We start from the raw sequence: 15,185 nt of genomic DNA, 5'->3' as shown, positions 1-15,185 counted from the left end.
TCGCGCCCTCAGACGCTCGCGAGGAAGTTCTCGATCAGGTCGTGGCCCGCGGCCGTCAGCACGCTCTCCGGGTGAAACTGTACGCACTCGATCGGGTGCTCGCGGTGTCTGATCCCCATCACGAGCGTCTCGCCCGCGTGGTCGGCGGTCGCCGTCACCTCGAAGCAGTCCGGCACCTCCGTCGCGACCAGCGAGTGGTACCGGCCGGCGCGAAAGCCCGGTTCGAGGCCGGCGAAGACGCCCTCGCCGTCGTGGTCGACCGCCGACGCCTTGCCGTGGACCGGCGCCGGCGCGCGGCCCACCGCCCCGCCGTAGGCGTAGACGGCCGCTTCGAGGCCGAGACAGACCCCGAGCGTCGGCACCGCCGGGCTGACCTCGCGGAGGACGGCCGTCGTCACGCCCACGTCGCGGTCGTTCTTCGGGTGGCCGGGCCCCGGGCTGACCACGATGGCGTCCGGGTCGACCTCGCGGACGTCGGCGAGCGAGGCCGTGTTCTTGAGTACCTCGGTCTCGGCGGCCTCGCCCACGTACTCGACGAGGTTGTAGGTAAACGAGTCGAAGTTGTCGACGAACAACACGCGCGGACGACGTGACTCGCCGTCACGGGGCGCGCCGCGTCGGGCCGTCACCGACTCACCTCCGGCGCGTCGGCCGCCGGCGCCTCCTCGATCCGTTCGAGCGCCGCCAGCACGCCGCCCATCTTCTTCTCGGTCTCCTCGTACTCCGCGGCCGGGTCGCTGTCGGCGACGAGGCCGGCGCCCGCGCGGACGGTGATCCGGTCCAGTTCGCCCTCGGCCCGCGGGTCCCCCGCTCGCTCGTCCGCGGCGTGCGCCGCGCCGCCTTCGACCGTCGCCGTCCGGATCACGATCGCGAAATCGGCGTCGCCGGTCCACGAGTAGTAGCCGACGCCCCCGCCGTACAGCCCGCGGGGTTCGGCTTCGAGGTCGTCGATGATCTCCATCGCGCGGACCTTCGGCGCCCCCGAGAGGGTGCCCGCGGGGAACGCGGCCCGGGTGGCGTCGAAGGCGTCCGCGTCCTCGGCCAGCCGACCGGTCACCGTCGACTCGATGTGCTGGACGTGGCTGTACTTGAGGACGTTCATGAACTCCTCGACGCGCACCGACCCCGGTTCGGCGACCCGGCGGACGTCGTTTCGCGCGAGGTCGACCAGCATCGTGTGCTCGGCGCGCTCCTTCCCGTCGGCGAGCATCTCGCCCGCCAGCCGGCGATCCTCGACCGGACTCAACCCGCGGTCGCAGGTGCCCGCGATCGGGTTCGACATCACCTCGCGCCCGCGCACCGAGACGAGCGTCTCGGGGCTCGCGCCGACGACGGTCAGGTCGTCGTGCTCGAGCAGGTACATGTACGGCGAGGGGTTGACCGCCCGTAGCGACTCGTAGAACGCGAGCGGGTCGACCTCGCCGGTGATCTCGCGCGTGCGCGAAATCACGCCTTGGTAGATGTCGCCGTCGAGGACGTGCGCCTTCGCCCGGCGGACGCTCTCCTCGTAGTCCTCGCGGGAGCCGGCGGTCTCCTCGCCGCGGACGAACCCGCCCGCCTCGAACGCGGCGTCGGCGGCGAGGGCCTCCCGGACCCGCGCGGCCTCGGCTTCGAGGTCGTCGTAGACCGCGCCGGCGTCGTCGCCGGCCTCCAGCAGCGGCGTGAACGCGAGCGAGACGGTCCCCTCGCGGTCGTCGAAGGTGACCGTCTTCGTCGTCAGGACGAACTGCGCGTCCGGGAACCGCGAGTCGGGCCGTTCGAGGCCGACCTCCTCGAGCCAGAGGTCGTAGACGGCGTCGTAGGCGAGAAAGCCGACGAGCCCCCCCTCCAGGTGCTGGCGCTCGCGGTCGGGGACGTTCGCGAGGCGAGCGTCCGGCAGCGCCGCCCGCAGCGCGTCGACGACGTCGCCGTCCTCGTCGGCCGCCATCGAGTCGACCGGCGCGTCGGCCGAGAGGGGTTCGATCGTCGTCCCCTCCGGCCCCACCGTGACGACGGCCTCGGGGTCGTAGCCGACGTAGGAGAACCGCGCGTGGCGGTCGGCGTCTGCGGAACTCGGGCGGAAGGCGCCGTCGGGGTCGGTCGACGCGGTCTTCTCGGCGCTCTCGAGCAGGAAGGCGTACGGCGAGTGCCCCGTCGCGGCGTCGGCGCGACCGGTCAGCGCGGCGTAGGCCGACAGCGGCGTCGTGTCGACGTCGAGCGTCGCCGTCGCGCGGACGACGACCGGTCGCTCGTCGTTCGACCCGGCGAGGTCGACGAACGCCTCGCGGTCGAGATCGAGTTCGGGCGTCATCGCTGTACCCGGCGTTCCGCGGGGCGGGCCCCCTTCGCGCGGTCGACGAACGCCTCGACGGCCTCGCGGTCCTTCACGCCGCCGCGGGCCTCGACGCCGCTGGCGACGTCGACGGCGAACGGCCGGACGGTCCGGACGGCGTCGGCGACGTTGCCGGGGTCGAGGCCGCCCGCGAGGACCACCGGCGAGGCGAGGTCGGCCGTCGCCGCCGCCGTGCGCTCCCAGTCGTGGGTCTCGCCGGTGCCGCCGCCGCCGTCCTCGTCGACCGAGTCGACGACCAGCGCGTCGACGACGCCGTCGTAGGCCGCGGCCGCGTCGACGTCGCCGGCGTCGACGGCGGACAGCACCGTCGCGTCGACGGACGCGCGCAGGTACGAGAGGTCGACCGGTTCCAGCCCGCCGTGGATCTGGACCGCGTCGGGGCCGACGCGCTCGACCAGTTCGATCGCGCGCTCGGGGCCCGACGGCATCGTCACGAGGACGCCCGTGACGAACGGGGGGACGGCCGCGAGCAGGTCCGCCGCGCGCGCCGGGTGGACCTCCCGGGGGGTGTCGACCGGCACGTCGCAGACGACGCCGACGGCGTCCGCGCCGGCGTCGACGGCCGCGTCGAGGTCGGTCTCCCGGGTGAGCCCGCAGACCTTCACGCGCGTCATCGGGCCTCCGTCGCGACGCCCCGCAGCCGTCGGAGGGTCGCCAGCGCGGCCCCGGAGTCGATCGCCTCGCGGGCGACCTCGACGCCCTCCGCGAGCGAGTCCGCCTCGTCGGCGGCGTAGATGGCGGCCCCCGCGTTCGCGAGGATCACGTCCCGCTTGGCGCCGTCGACCTCGCCGGCGACGATTCCCCGCAGGTCGGCCGCGTTCTCCGCGGGCGCCCCGCCGGCGATCTCGCCGATCCCGCGGCGTTCGAGGCCGAGGTCGGCCGGGTCGATCGCGTAGCGCTCGACGGACTCGCCGGTCACCTCGGCGACGGTCGTCTCGCCGTGGACGGCGATCTCGTCGGTCCCCGACCCGTGGACGACCAGCGCCCGCTGGACGTCCATCCGCGCGAGCGCGCGGGCGAGGACGGGGACGAGGTCGGGGTCGTAGACGCCGACGACCTGCGCGTCGGCGTCGGCGGGGTTCGTCAGCGGCCCGAGGACGTTGAACACCGTCCGCATCCCGAGTTCCTTGCGCGGGCCGATGACGGCCTTCATCGCCGGGTGGAAGACGGGCGCGAGCATGAAGCCGATGCCGTCGGCCTCGATGGCCGCCTCGACGGCCGGCGGGTCGGCGTCGACCTCGACGCCGAGTTCCGCGAGGACGTCCGCGCTCCCCGACGAGGAGGAGACGGAGTAGTTGCCGTGTTTCGCGACCGGGACGCCCGCGCCGGCGACGACCACCGCGCTCGTCGTCGAGACGTTGATCGTGTCGTAGTCGTCGCCGCCGGTCCCGCAGGTGTCGACCAGCGTCGGCCGGTCGGGATCGATCGTCCGCGCGGCCGCGCGCATCCCCTCGGCGAAGCCCGCGATCTCGGCTTCGGTCTCGCCTTTCGCTCGAAGCGCCGCCAGCAGCGCGCCGATCTGTGCCTCCGTCGCGTCCTCGAAGACCGCCTCCGAGGCCGCCCGGGCCTCCGCCTGCGTGAGGTCCCGTCCGTCCGTGACGCGTTCGACGTAATCCTGCATAGTGGACACCAGTGTACGGTTCTGTCTTGTAATGCTCAAATGAGTACACTCACTTAAGCGTATCGACGCCCCCGGCCGTGATGACGAGTCGCGTACGGCGCCCGATTCGAAACCTTCAATTACGGGGCGGGGCAACGAACGAGTGCAGATCACGTGGCGCGACGCCACGGGAGGAAAGCCAGACGGGTTGGTGGTCTAGTCTGGTTATGACACCTCCTTGACATGGAGGAGGCCGGCAGTTCAAATCTGCCCCAACCCATCCACTTATTACGGTTTTCGATCGGATAGGCCACGCTGAGTCACCCGCGACGTGTCGGTTCCAGCGGGGGTGGTCGGTGTGAGCCGGACCGTCGCGCTGGACCCCCCGGTTTGCGACCACTGCTGGTGCTACATCTGCGATGAGGGCCAGCCGTGTCCGGCCCGCGACGAGTGACACCCACGAGCGGTGCGGGGCCGCCCGGTCTCGCTGGGGCACCTCGTGCCGTCTTCTCGCCCAGTTCACGGAGCCGGCCGTCGCCGTCGATCGCGACGAGATCGACGACCGGCGGGCCGAGGTCGAACAGCGATACCGCGAGGAGGTGCGCGTGGGCGCGATTCGTGCCAACATCACGGAGATCAGCCCGACTTTGTCCGAGCTTTCGACCACCGTATTTAGACGAGTTACTCCTCTCGAAGGGCCCGGCAGATCTAAACTGACGGTCCTGCACGTGGCCCCGGCGGTGGAACCCGTCGGCTCGCGCGTCTCCGGTACATACCAGTATCGACGGGGGACGAACTTCGAACTGGCGGCATCCCCGAGATTTATTTCTGTTTCAGCAAGTGTTCCTGTCGATGACCGTCTCGCGCCGTCACGCCCTCCAACTGCTGGCGAGTAGCGGGGGTCTTTCGATGGCAGGCTGTCAGTCGCCGCGCGGGCAAGACCGCGGTTCTCTGGCGCTTTCCGTGGAGAACACCGACACCGAGACACACACCGTCTGGGTACACATCAGGACGGACGCCGAGGAGCCGGTCGACCAGCTTGATATGGTCTCTGTTCCGGCGGGCTCTTCGTTCCAGTTCGAAGGCGAGACGTATCGCCGTCAGCAATACTCGATTCGCATCGACGTCGATCGGTCACAGAGCCTCACCTACGAGTGGAGTCGCGACTCCTGCGAGCAGTTTCTACAACTCGTCGTCACCATCGATACCGGTGGTCGTCCGCAACTGGACGCCGACTGTCTCTAAGTTTGTTGCGACGGTGCTGAATACAGCGTCCGTACCTTGCACGCTGCCCCGCCGAACCCGACCGGCCGTCGAGAACTGAGCGAACGCCGACGAAAGCACATCGACACCCTCTATTTCGTCGAGAACGGAGGTGATAGCTAGTGGCTCGATTGGGGCCTGCCCAACCCACGTAGACGAGTTCCCCAGCGGTGTGTCCGTCGCTCCCGATGGGACTGGCAGAACCATCGGACCGGACGACTGTCGCGAATTCGGCCCGTTCCCCTCCGCCTTGATGGCCGCGCGCGTCGAAGCCCGCGGCGTGAGAGAGTGGACCACATCGACACGCAGGACGTCGCGACGACGGGCGTTACGGGCGCTGGCGGGCGGTCTCTCGGTCGGACTGGCGGGCCGCCTCCGCTCGGGGTCCGACGGGACGGCCCTCCCGAACGGCGACTCGCTCGATTCGATTCTGCAGGACGGGACGCGGACCCTGACCGCCGGGACGGGGTCGGCGTCGGTCCCGCCGGACGAGACGTACCGGACGTGGCTCTACGGCGATCGGTTCCCGGGGCCGGAGATTCGGGCGGCCGAGGGAGAGACCCTCCGTATCGACGTCGAGAACCGGCTTCCGGAGGGGACGACGGTCCACTGGCACGGGGTGCCGGTCCCGAACCCGATGGACGGCGTGCCGGGGGTGACCCAGGAGCCGATCGAACCGGACGGCTCGTTCAGCTACGAGTTCGACGCGACGCCGCCGGGAACCTACGTCTACCACAGCCACGTCGGCCTGCAACTCGACCGCGGGCTCTACGGGCCGCTGATCGTCGAGGAGGACTCGCCACACGTCGACTACGACCGCGAGTACACGCTGCTCGTGGACGACTATCTCCCCGACGAGCCGCGACTCGAAGAAGGGGGCGGCGGTCCGGGTCCAGGTGGCGGTGGTGGCCCCGGACCCGACGGAAATGGTGGCGGCGGCCCCGGCGGCGGTGGTGGAGGTGGGCAGGGTCCCGGCGGCGGAGGCTCCGGACCCGGCGGAAATGGTGGCGACGGCCCCGGACCCGGCGGAAATGGTGGTGGCCCCGGACCCGGCGGCGGAGGCTCCGGTCCCGGCGATGGAGGACCCGGTGGTACCGGTCCGGGCGGGCAGATGGGCGGGCAGATGGGGGGCCAGCGGCCGCCGTACGAGGGGCTCCTCATCAACGGCCGGCTCCCGGACGATCCGCCCGAGTTCGCCGTCGAGGAGGGCGAGCGCGTCCGACTCCGGTTCGTCAACCCGAGCAGCGCGACGACGTACCGTGTCGCGGTCGGCGGCCACCCGCTGCGGATCACGCACGCCGACGGTCGTCCCGTGGAACCGGTCGAGGTCGACGCGTTCGACGTCAGTATGGGCGAGCGGTACGACGCCGTCCTCGACGCGGACGCGCCGGGCGCGTGGGCGGTCGTCGCCGTTCCCGTCGACGGCGACGAGCGGCCGGCGCGGGGGATCCTCCGCTACGAGGGGGCCGATGGAGAGTCCCCGACGGAACCGGACCAGCCCGAGCGGGTGCTGGAGTACGGCGACCTCGTTGCGGTGTCGCCGCTCGACGGCCTCGACGGGGAGCCGGACCGGACGTTCGACTTCGCGCTCGCGTGGGACCCGAGTCAGGGGGCGTGGACGATCGGGGGGCAGGCGTATCCGGACGCCGACCGGCTGACGATCTCGGAGGGCGAGCACGTCCGCGTGCGGATGGGCAACCGCAGCCCGATGATCCACCCGATGCACCTGCACGGCCACTTCTTCCGGGTCGGGGACGCCGTCAAGGACACCGTCCTCGTCCCGCCGCACATGGGCCGCGTCGAGTTCGACTTCGTCGCCGACAACCCCGGCGACTGGCTGTTTCACTGCCACAACGTCTACCACCTGGAGTCGGGGATGGCCCGCGTCTTCGAGTACGAGGGCTGACCCCGTCCGGGTGCCGTTCGCGCCCGACGCGGCGGCCCGTCAGCGCGAGAACAGCCCCTTGAGGCGGTCGAACAGCCCCGGCGAGTCGTCGGCCGCGCCGTCCGGGCCGCTCGACGCCCCGTCGAGGTCGTCGAGCGTGAGGTCGATCTCGCCGACCTCGGGCGTCGCCGCCCGGCCCTCGCCGGCCTCGGCCGCGCGGACATCCGCGCCGGTCACCGCGCCGGCCTCGACGCGCGCCGCGAGGTCGGAGTCGACGGGGGGGTCCTCGCCCCCGGCCGCGACCTCGGCGGTCGTCGGGTCGTCGGGTTCGTTCGTCGACTCGTCCGCGTTCTCCTCGTCGCTCGCGTCGTCGCCGTCGCTCTCGTCATCTTCGGCGTCAGAGACGCCCGACTCGCTCGCCGCGTCGTCGCTCCTGTCCGGTCCGCCCTCGTCGCTCGCTCCGGCCGGCGACTCCGGATCGCCCTGTACGTCGTCCAGCGACGCGAGGATGTCGTCGACGCTCCGCTCGGAGACCACGCGGCGCGGTCCGCCGCCGGGGGCGTCGGACTCGTCGTCGTCGCCGCCCGTCGATCCGTCCGGTTGCCCGTCGCTCATCGGTACCGTGTGTCGGCCGCGGCGTGAAAACTCTTCTCCGTCGCGGTCACGCGGCGGTGGCCGGCCGCGAGCGGACGACGTTGACGACGGCGCCGAGTAAGAGCACCATCCCGGCGAAGTAGAGCCAGGTGACGAACAGGAGGACGACGCCGACGGCGCCGTAGGCCTCGTAGCGGGCCGCGCTGGCGGCGTAGACCTGAAAGCCGGCCTGGAGGGCGGCCCAGCCGACGGTCGCGACGACCGCGCCCGGGAGGACCTCGGCGAGGGTGACCCGCGTCGGCGGCAGGACGTAGTAGATCGGCAGGAACGCGAGGAACAGCCCGACGAGCAGGACGAGCCAGCCGAGGAGGCCGGCGAATGGGACCTCGCCGCCGAAGAGGCCGAGGACCGCCCCGACGACGAGCATCAGCCCGAGCGCACCGGCGACGGCGACGATCACGACGAGGCCGTCGCGGACCTCCCCGAGCAGCGAGGTCTCCCCCACCTCGTCGTACACCTCGCCGAAGGCCTTGCTCAGCCCGCGGACCACCTTCAGCCCGCCCCACGCGGCCACGACGAGGGCGACGACCGACGCCTCGACGCGGCTGGCCTCGGTCGTCAGCGCGGCGATCACGAGTTCCTCGCCGGCGGCCGGGAGGAAGTCCCCCGCGACCGCGATCAGCCGGCGAGCGAGGGCCTCGCCGCCGACGAGCGATCCGACGACGAGCGCGAGCAACACGAGCGGGACGAGCGAGACGAACGCGTAGTAGGCGACCCCGGCGGCGAGGAAGCTCAGTTCCCGGTCGCCGGCCGTCCGGTAGATCGCCGCGAGCGTCTCGCGGAGGGCGTCCCCGTCGCTGCCGTCGCCATCGTCGCTCCCGGCGGTGTCGTCGGCGGCGTCGCCGTTCATGCGCGTCGATATGTCGTCCCCGACCAAGAGTGTGCGAGTCCCCTCGCCTACCACTCCCTGCAGAAGTTGTGCGTGGCGTACACCGTGCCGTCCTCGGCGACGTAGACGCCGACGCCGCCGCGGTCCCAGCCGTCGACGTCCGCCTCGAGGATCGCCGCGCGGTGGGACGTCGAGTTCATCCACTGGTCGACGACCCCCTCTGCCACCCCCTCGGCGGTCAGGTACTCGACGGTTCCGTTTGCACCCGGCTGCTGGACGGAGGCGTCGACCCACGTCTTCGCGATGTTCTCGCCGTAGACGCCACAGTAGTCGCCGACCTCGGTGAAGCGATCGTACGGCCCCTCGCCGTCGGGGTTCACGTGCGCGAAGTAGCCCCGCTCGTGCATGTCGGCGCTGTGGGCCCGCGAGACGGAGGCGACCGTGCCGTCCCACTCGATCGGGTCGAGACCGTGCTCGGCGCGGCGCTCGTTCACCTCGGCGTGAACGAAGTCCTCGACCGACGACGAGGAGATCGTCTCGACGTCGGTCCGGTAGGCCGTCTCTCCGGGGTCGCCGGGGTGGGTCGCGTCCGGGTTCCGGTCGCCGGTCTCGGGCGGGTCGGGACTGGGCGCCGGGACGGAATCGTCCGCGACGAGGTCGGCCAGCGCGGGCCCGTACAGCACCGTCCCGACCGCCACCGCGGCGACGAACGCGAGCCAGACGAGACCGCGGAGGACGCCGGCTATTCCCGCCCGGTCGTCGCCGTCACGGGACGGGGAGGGATCGCGAGGGCCGTCGGAGTCGTCGGAGCGCGAGGATCGCACCATCTATCCCTCGATTACCGGTCGGGAACTAAGACGGCCGTGATCGCTCACCGGTCCTGAGAATCGCCCGGCCCGTCGCCGAAGAGCGTCTCGTGGACCGCGAGGACGAGTCCCGGCACGACGGCCATGAAGAGGTGTTCTTCGATCGGGATCCCGGCGACGTCGATTCCCGTCCGGAGGTTGATGTCGAAGACGCCGACGGCGAGCGTGTACCGATCCCAGACGTACGCGATCGGGTACAGCGCGAGGATCGTTGCGGCGGCCCGCCGGAGCGCGCCCGCGCGCCGGAGGCCGAGGAAGGCGATCGTTCCCCAGAACAGTTCGGTGGCGAGGTACGTGTAGCGTCCGAGGACCGAAATGTCGGGGACGGCGGCCCGATCGAACGAGACGTCGGTACCGGTTGCCATGCGAGACGTTCGCGGCCGACGTTCATAAACGGCGGCCCGTTGCCCGCCCGGAAGTACATGGCGGTACGTTAAATACCGTCGCGCGAGTACGTGGCCGCAGAACGATGGATATCGCCGATATCGCCACCACGGAGTACATCGAAGTCGACGTCGGAACGCGCATGGGGAAGGTCCGTTCGACCTTCGAGAACGGCAACCCCAAGGGGATAATCGTCACCGACGACGGCGAGTACGCCGGCGTCATCAGCGAGCGGGAGGTGCTCCAGTCTCACGTCGAGGACGACGCGAAGGTGGCGGCGCTGATCAAACCCAGCCGGAACGACCCGACGCCGAAGGTCGACCGGCGCGAGGACGTCCGCGAGGTGGCGCGGATGCTCGTCGAGGGCAACACCAAGGTCGCCCCGGTCTTCGAGAACGACGAACTGTGGGGCGTCATCACCGAGGACGCCATCCTCAGGGCGGTCCTCCAGAACCTCGACGCGATCACCGTCGGGGACATCTACACCGCCGATCCCATCACGCTCGACGAGGACGACGGGATCGGCAAGGCGATCAACCTCCTGCGCGAGCACGGCGTCTCGCGGCTGCCGGTGCTCAACGAGAACGGCTACCTCACCGGCGTGGTCACCACCCACGACATCGCGGACTTCGTCATCCGGGAGAACCACAAGACGACGACCGGCGACCGCGTCGGCGACTCCCAGCGACTGCTCGACGTTCCCGTCTACGACATCATGAACAGCCCCGTCGAGACGACGGCCCTCGACGCCACGGCCCGGGAGGCCGTCGAGCAGATGCTCGACCACGACTACGCGGGGCTGGTCGTCACGCCCGACGACGACGACCGCGTCGTCCAGGGCGTCGTCACCAAGACCGACGTCCTGCGGGCGCTGACGTTCACCGAGGAGGAGCACATGGACGTCCAGATCACGAACGTCTCGCTTCTCGACACCGTCACCCGCGAGTCGATCGTCCAGAGCATCGAGGACGTCTCCGACAAGTACGGGGAGATGCAGGTGATGCACGCCCACGTCCGCTTCCACGAGCACAAGGAGAAACTCCGCGGCACCCCCCTGATCGCCTGCCAGATCCGTCTGCGCACCAGCAAGGGTCAGGTCGCCGGCACCGGCGAGGGCTACGGCGCCGAGAACGCCTTCCGGGTCGCCCTCGACAAACTCGAACGCAACGTCCTCGAACTGAAGGGCGTCCAGAGCGACGAGGAGTACCGCGGCCAGCTCCTGCGGAAGCTGAACGAACTCTGAACGGTTCGTCCGTTCGTTCCGACGTCGACCCGCGCTCCGGCCGCGACCGGTCCGGAACCTGACCCGCACGGGCTATCTCTCGGTGGCTCCCGTGGGCCACCAACTGATAGACGGCGAGTCGCTGCTGCGGTCCGCGACCTGCTCGGAACCGTAGACGGCGACGTCGGTCGTCCGGGCGAGCCCCGGGTGGCCCGCCGGTTCCTGCTCGACGGCGACCGCGAGGAGCGAGCGGCGCGTCCGAACTCCCTCAGTCGCCGACGTCGACCTCGACCGCCAGTCGCTGGTCCCGCGACGAGCGCCCGAGTTCGACGGCGTACGTCCCGGGGTCGACCGTCCACCCCTCGTCCGGGTCGTACCGCCCGAGCGCCCGCTCGTCGAGGTCGACGTCGACCGTCCGGCGCTCGCCCGCGTCGAGGTCGACCGTCGCGAAGCCGGCCAGTTCGCGGGGCGGGCGTTCGACGGCCGGCGACTCCGGCGGGCGGACGTACGCCTGCACGACCTCGCGGCCGGCCCGTTCCGAGACGTTCTCGACGGTCGCGCGGACGGTTCGCCCGTCGACGACCTCGGCGTCGCGGTAGGCGAACGCGGCGTAGGAGAGCCCGTGGCCGAAGGGGTACGTCGGCGCGACGCCGGCCGCGTCGAAGTGGCGGTAGCCGACGAAGAGCCCCTCCGCGTAGCGCGCCCGCCCGTCGACGCCGGGGTAGCGGCGCTCGTCGGCCGTCGGGTACCGGTCCTCGGGTGCGAACGTGACCGGCAGCCGCCCCGACGGATCGCGGTCGCCGTAGAGCACGGACGCGACGGCGTCGCCGTCGGCCTGCCCCGGGTACCACGCTTCGAGGATCGCCGCGACGTCCTCGCGCCACGGCAGTTCGACGGGCCCGCCCGAGTAGACGACGACTACCGTCCGGTCGTTCGCGGCCGCGACCGCCTCGACCAGCGCGTCCTGTTCGCCGGGCAGCCGCAGGTCGTCGCGGTCTTTCGCCTCGGTGGTCCGGTCGCGGACGAAGACGACCGCGACGTCGGCCTCGCGGGCCGCCGCGGCGGCCCCGTCGAGGCTCGGTTCGGGCCCGGACTCGTCGCCCCGGTCGCCGTCGTCCCCTCCGTCCTCGTCGCCCTCGTCGTCCCCGACGAACGGCAGCACGTCGAACAGCGAGAGCTCCGGAACTCGGGGGACGCCTCGCGCGACGGTCACCTCGCCGTCGGCCCGCGCCGTCACGCCCGCGGCGGGGCTCGTCGACTGGAACGGCGTCGTCTCCGAGGAGCCCCCGCCGCCGAGTTTCGCCTCGTCGACGTTCGGGCCGATCACCGCGACGTCGGCGTCGGCCGAAAGCGGGAGGACGCCGTCGTTCTCGAGCAGGACGGTCCCGCGCGCGGCGATCCGTTCGGCGAGGTCGCGGTGTTCGGGCGCGTCGAGGGCACCTTCGTCGCGCCGGTCGCGGCCGTCGCCCTCGCCGTCGAGGAGCCCGATCCGTCCCATCTGTCCCAGCACCCGCCGGACCATGTCGTCGAGCCGTTCCGGCGGCACCGCTCCCGTTTCGATCGCCTCGCGGAGGGGGTCGCCGAAGAGCCCCGCCTTCGTCGCGTCCGGGAGGCCCGCGAAGACGTCTGCGGCCTCGCCGTCGAGGTCGCCGGGGTCCCACGCGTCGTCCTCGTCCACCCCCTCGGGCGAGACCCCGGGCATCTCGAGGTCCAGCCCCGCGGTCGCCGCGCCGACCGCGCTCTCGGTGCCGTACCAGTCGGAGACGACGTAGCCGTCGAACCCCCACTCGCCTTTCAGCACCTCGCCGACGAGGCGCTCGTGGTCGCTCATGTACGTCCCGTTGACGCGGTTGTACGCCGTCATCACGGAGCCGACGCCGGCGTCGACGGCCGCCCGGAACGGCCGCAGGTAGAGTTCGCGCAGCGTCCGCTCGTCGACCTCGGCGCTGACGCGCACGCGGTCGGCCTCCTGATTGTTCGCGACGTAGTGTTTGACCGTCGCGACGACGTCCGCGGACTGGATCCCCGCGACCGCGGCGGCGACCGTCCGCGAGGCCAGCGTCGGCTCCTCGGCGTAGTACTCGAAGTTCCGCCCGCAGTGGGGCACGCGGATCAGGTTCGTCCCGGGCGCGAGCAGACAGTCCTGTCCGAGCGCCCTCGCTTCGCGGGCCATCGCGGCCCCTTTCGCCCGGGCGAGGTCGGGATCGAACGTCGCCGCGACCGCGATCGACGCCGGGAACGCCGTCGCGCGCTCGCCCTCCGCGCGCACGCCGAGCGGGCCGTCGACCAGCCGGTACGCCGGGACGTCGAGTCGCTCGACGCCCGGCAGGTAGCCCGTCGCGGTCCCCGCCGGATCGTCGCGCCCGCGGACGAGTCGGAGTTTCTCCGCCCGGGTCAGGGCCTCGAGTAGCGCCGCGACGCGGTCGGTGCCGTCGGTCGATTCGTCGGGGTCGTCCATGCCACCACGGGGGACCGCAGGGCTGTTAACCGTTCGGGCGGCGGCGAACGTGTGTCCGGATCAGAGTCGGGCCGTCTCGTCGGTCCCGTCCAGTCCGGAGCCGGTGATCCGGAAGGTGACCGAGTCGCCGGCCGGCTTCGAGCGGTGCTTCTCGAGGGTCGCCCGCCGGTTGCCCCCGCGGAACCGGTCGAGGCGGACGACCACGCCCGTCCAGTGTTCCAGGGTGTTCCCGCCGAGCGGCCGGGTCCGGTCGGAGTCGGGGTCGGCGAACACCTGGTTTGTGACGACGACCGCGATGTCGTGTTTGCGCGCGAGCGAGAGCAGGTGGGTCACCTGACCCGTCACCCGCCGGAGGGCGTCGCCGTCGTGGGTCTCGCCGACGCGCTCCAGTCGGTAGAAGCCGGTGGCGCTGTCGAGGACGATCAGGTCGGCGCGCTCGGCGAACTCCTCGGCGTCGCGGACGGCCTCGGCCTGCTCGGCGAAGTCGAGGGCGTCCTCGATGACGACCCGGGAGGCGACCGCCTCGACGTCGTCGGCCCGCGCCGAGAGCAGTTGCTCGAAGCGGTCGACCGAGACGCCCTCGGTGTCGATGTAGACGGCGGTGCCGCCGTCGGCGGCCGCCTCCACGGCGGCCGAGAGCGCGAGGTTGGTCTTGCCGGCCGCGGGCGGGCCGTACAGCTGGGTCACGGCGCCGCGTTCGAACCCCCCGCCGAGCAACTCGTCGACCGGGCCACAGCCGGTCGGGATCGGCTCCCCGTTCACGGTTCTCGTTGGTCACTCGGCGGCAAAAAGGCCCCGGAACCGGCCGGATCGTGCGATCGGCGGCCCGCGAAGACCGGCGGCCGGAGAGTGCAGTTTATTCGGGGCGGCCGCGAATGGGCGCGCGTGATCGTCGTCGCCACGTCAGACTTCGAAGTGTACCACGGCGTCGTGAACGAACTCCGCGACCGCGGGGCGACGTTCACCACGGTCGAACCCGACGACGACCTCCCCGACTCGACCGCCGTCGTCGTCACGGACGCCGCCCACGCCGACGCGTTCGAGCAGCGGACGATCGTCGCCGATCCCGACGACCCCCGCCGGGCCGTCGACGGCGCGCTCGCGGCTCTGCGCGGCGGCGGCGGGCGGACGGTGATCGGCGTCGACCCCGGCAGGAACCCCGGCATCGCGGTTCTCTCGGGGGACGTGGTGGTCGCGGCCTTTCAGGTGCCGCTGGCGGACGCGGTCGAGGTCGTCCAGCGCGAGGCCGCCGAGGCGACCGCGCCCGTCGTCCGCGTCGGCGACGGCTCCCGCCTCGAGAGCGCCAAACTGGTCAACGACATCGAGGACGTCCGCGTCGAACTCGTCGACGAGACCGGGACCACGCCCTACCTCGGCACCGGCGCCCGCGGGATGGGCGACGTGCTCGCGGCGGTCAACATCGCCCGCCTCGAAGGCGAGGTCCTCGAGGAGCGCGAGATCGAACCCACGGAGGGGGAGTTGCAGACGATCAAGGACCGCTCGCGCGAGCGCAGCGAGACCAACCGGGCGATCGACGAACTGCTCGCCCGCCGGGTCGCCGCGGGCGAGTTGACGATCGACGAGGCGCTCGACGAGCACCGCGGGGACGTCGACGCCGACCGGGGCTGACTGGCAGTCGACGCGACGACCGACGCCGCCGCTACCCGGCGAGTCGCGCCAAAAAAAGCCGCG

The 15,185-nt window shown here is 71.7% G+C and carries 14 protein-coding genes and 1 tRNA gene; 5 read left to right on the top strand and 10 right to left on the bottom strand.

The window, feature by feature from the left end:
• Positions 1-8: 8 nt before the first annotated feature.
• From trpG to trpD, 4 genes are read right to left on the bottom strand one after another with little or no spacing between them, the layout of a single operon-like run.
• Complete coding sequence (gene trpG / locus NKG98_RS07050; protein WP_254768952.1) at positions 9-629, bottom strand: anthranilate synthase component II; 621 nt, start codon at positions 627-629, stop codon at positions 9-11.
• A complete protein-coding gene (gene trpE / locus NKG98_RS07045) occupies positions 626-2,290 on the bottom strand; it encodes an anthranilate synthase component I (RefSeq protein WP_254768951.1) in 1,665 nt (554 codons plus the stop codon). The genes trpG and trpE overlap by 4 nt, the downstream gene beginning before the upstream one ends.
• Positions 2,287-2,946 (bottom strand): phosphoribosylanthranilate isomerase, encoded by a 660-nt coding sequence (locus NKG98_RS07040; protein ID WP_254768950.1) that lies wholly within the window; start codon positions 2,944-2,946, stop codon positions 2,287-2,289. The genes trpE and NKG98_RS07040 overlap by 4 nt, the downstream gene beginning before the upstream one ends.
• On the bottom strand, positions 2,943-3,953 hold the full coding sequence (gene trpD, locus NKG98_RS07035; protein ID WP_254768949.1) for an anthranilate phosphoribosyltransferase: 1,011 nt from the start codon (positions 3,951-3,953) through the stop codon (positions 2,943-2,945). Before trpD ends, NKG98_RS07040 begins: the two co-directional genes overlap by 4 nt.
• Before the next feature lie 184 nt (positions 3,954-4,137).
• Between trpD and NKG98_RS07030 the strand changes: the two genes are divergently transcribed.
• The 3 genes from NKG98_RS07030 to NKG98_RS19050 all read left to right on the top strand — a co-directional run bounded on the left by NKG98_RS07030 (position 4,138) and on the right by NKG98_RS19050 (position 7,101).
• Positions 4,138-4,212 (top strand) — tRNA-Val (locus tag NKG98_RS07030).
• A gap of 572 nt (positions 4,213-4,784) precedes the next feature.
• Positions 4,785-5,177: a hypothetical protein gene (locus NKG98_RS07025; RefSeq protein WP_254768948.1), complete on the top strand. Its 393-nt coding sequence runs from the start codon at positions 4,785-4,787 to the stop codon at positions 5,175-5,177.
• A gap of 298 nt (positions 5,178-5,475) precedes the next feature.
• Positions 5,476-7,101, top strand: a complete 1,626-nt coding sequence (locus NKG98_RS19050; protein WP_304612849.1) for a multicopper oxidase family protein — start codon at positions 5,476-5,478, stop codon at positions 7,099-7,101.
• Positions 7,102-7,140: 39 nt separating this feature from the next.
• On the opposite strand, the gene NKG98_RS07010 is transcribed toward NKG98_RS19050, so the two are convergent.
• Genes NKG98_RS07010 through NKG98_RS06995 form a run of 4 tightly spaced genes read right to left on the bottom strand, consistent with a single transcriptional unit; the run spans position 7,141 to position 9,794 of the window.
• Positions 7,141-7,695: a DNA polymerase V family protein gene (locus NKG98_RS07010; RefSeq protein WP_254768947.1), complete on the bottom strand. Its 555-nt coding sequence runs from the start codon at positions 7,693-7,695 to the stop codon at positions 7,141-7,143.
• A 46-nt stretch (positions 7,696-7,741) separates the two neighbouring features.
• The gene (locus tag NKG98_RS07005) at positions 7,742-8,584 is read right to left on the bottom strand and encodes a YihY/virulence factor BrkB family protein (RefSeq protein ID WP_254768946.1); all 843 of its coding nucleotides are present in this window, start codon (positions 8,582-8,584) and stop codon (positions 7,742-7,744) included.
• A 47-nt stretch (positions 8,585-8,631) separates the two neighbouring features.
• Positions 8,632-9,390, bottom strand: coding sequence for a CAP domain-containing protein (locus tag NKG98_RS07000; RefSeq protein ID WP_254768945.1), 759 nt, complete (start codon positions 9,388-9,390; stop codon positions 8,632-8,634).
• Positions 9,391-9,434: 44 nt separating this feature from the next.
• Entirely contained in the window at positions 9,435-9,794 is a 360-nt protein-coding gene (locus tag NKG98_RS06995; RefSeq protein ID WP_254768944.1) for a lycopene cyclase domain-containing protein, read from the bottom strand.
• A 104-nt stretch (positions 9,795-9,898) separates the two neighbouring features.
• Here NKG98_RS06995 and NKG98_RS06990 point away from each other — a divergent pair, with 104 nt between their 5' ends.
• Entirely contained in the window at positions 9,899-11,056 is a 1,158-nt protein-coding gene (locus NKG98_RS06990; RefSeq protein ID WP_254768943.1) for a CBS domain-containing protein, read from the top strand.
• Positions 11,057-11,303: 247 nt separating this feature from the next.
• Here NKG98_RS06990 and NKG98_RS06985 read toward each other — a convergent pair whose 3' ends face one another.
• Positions 11,304-13,493, bottom strand: coding sequence for a beta-glucosidase family protein (locus NKG98_RS06985; protein ID WP_254768942.1), 2,190 nt, complete (start codon positions 13,491-13,493; stop codon positions 11,304-11,306).
• Between the two features lie 60 nt (positions 13,494-13,553).
• Positions 13,554-14,255, bottom strand: coding sequence for a DNA repair and recombination protein RadB (gene radB / locus NKG98_RS06980; protein WP_254768941.1), 702 nt, complete (start codon positions 14,253-14,255; stop codon positions 13,554-13,556).
• Positions 14,256-14,378: 123 nt separating this feature from the next.
• Here radB and NKG98_RS06975 point away from each other — a divergent pair, with 123 nt between their 5' ends.
• Entirely contained in the window at positions 14,379-15,122 is a 744-nt protein-coding gene (locus NKG98_RS06975; RefSeq protein WP_254768940.1) for a hypothetical protein, read from the top strand.
• The last annotated feature ends 63 nt before the right edge of the window (positions 15,123-15,185 follow it).

This window comes from Salinilacihabitans rarus, assembly GCF_024296665.1.
Taxonomy (GTDB): Archaea; Halobacteriota; Halobacteria; order Halobacteriales; family Natrialbaceae; genus Salinilacihabitans; species Salinilacihabitans rarus.
Note: the sequence above shows the minus strand (reverse complement) of the source record. Positions and strands in the feature narration are given on the sequence as shown.

Coding starts and splice junctions, on each gene's coding strand:
- trpE (WP_254768951.1), bottom strand. CDS start 2,290: ATGACGCCCGAACTCGATCTCGACCGCGAGGCGTTCGTCGACCTCGCC.
- NKG98_RS07040 (WP_254768950.1), bottom strand. CDS start 2,946: ATGACGCGCGTGAAGGTCTGCGGGCTCACCCGGGAGACCGACCTCGAC.
- trpD (WP_254768949.1), bottom strand. CDS start 3,953: ATGCAGGATTACGTCGAACGCGTCACGGACGGACGGGACCTCACGCAG.
- NKG98_RS07025 (WP_254768948.1), top strand. CDS start 4,785: ATGACCGTCTCGCGCCGTCACGCCCTCCAACTGCTGGCGAGTAGCGGG.
- NKG98_RS07010 (WP_254768947.1), bottom strand. CDS start 7,695: ATGAGCGACGGGCAACCGGACGGATCGACGGGCGGCGACGACGACGAG.
- NKG98_RS07005 (WP_254768946.1), bottom strand. CDS start 8,584: ATGAACGGCGACGCCGCCGACGACACCGCCGGGAGCGACGATGGCGAC.
- NKG98_RS07000 (WP_254768945.1), bottom strand. CDS start 9,390: ATGGTGCGATCCTCGCGCTCCGACGACTCCGACGGCCCTCGCGATCCC.
- NKG98_RS06995 (WP_254768944.1), bottom strand. CDS start 9,794: ATGGCAACCGGTACCGACGTCTCGTTCGATCGGGCCGCCGTCCCCGAC.
- NKG98_RS06990 (WP_254768943.1), top strand. CDS start 9,899: ATGGATATCGCCGATATCGCCACCACGGAGTACATCGAAGTCGACGTC.
- NKG98_RS06985 (WP_254768942.1), bottom strand. CDS start 13,493: ATGGACGACCCCGACGAATCGACCGACGGCACCGACCGCGTCGCGGCG.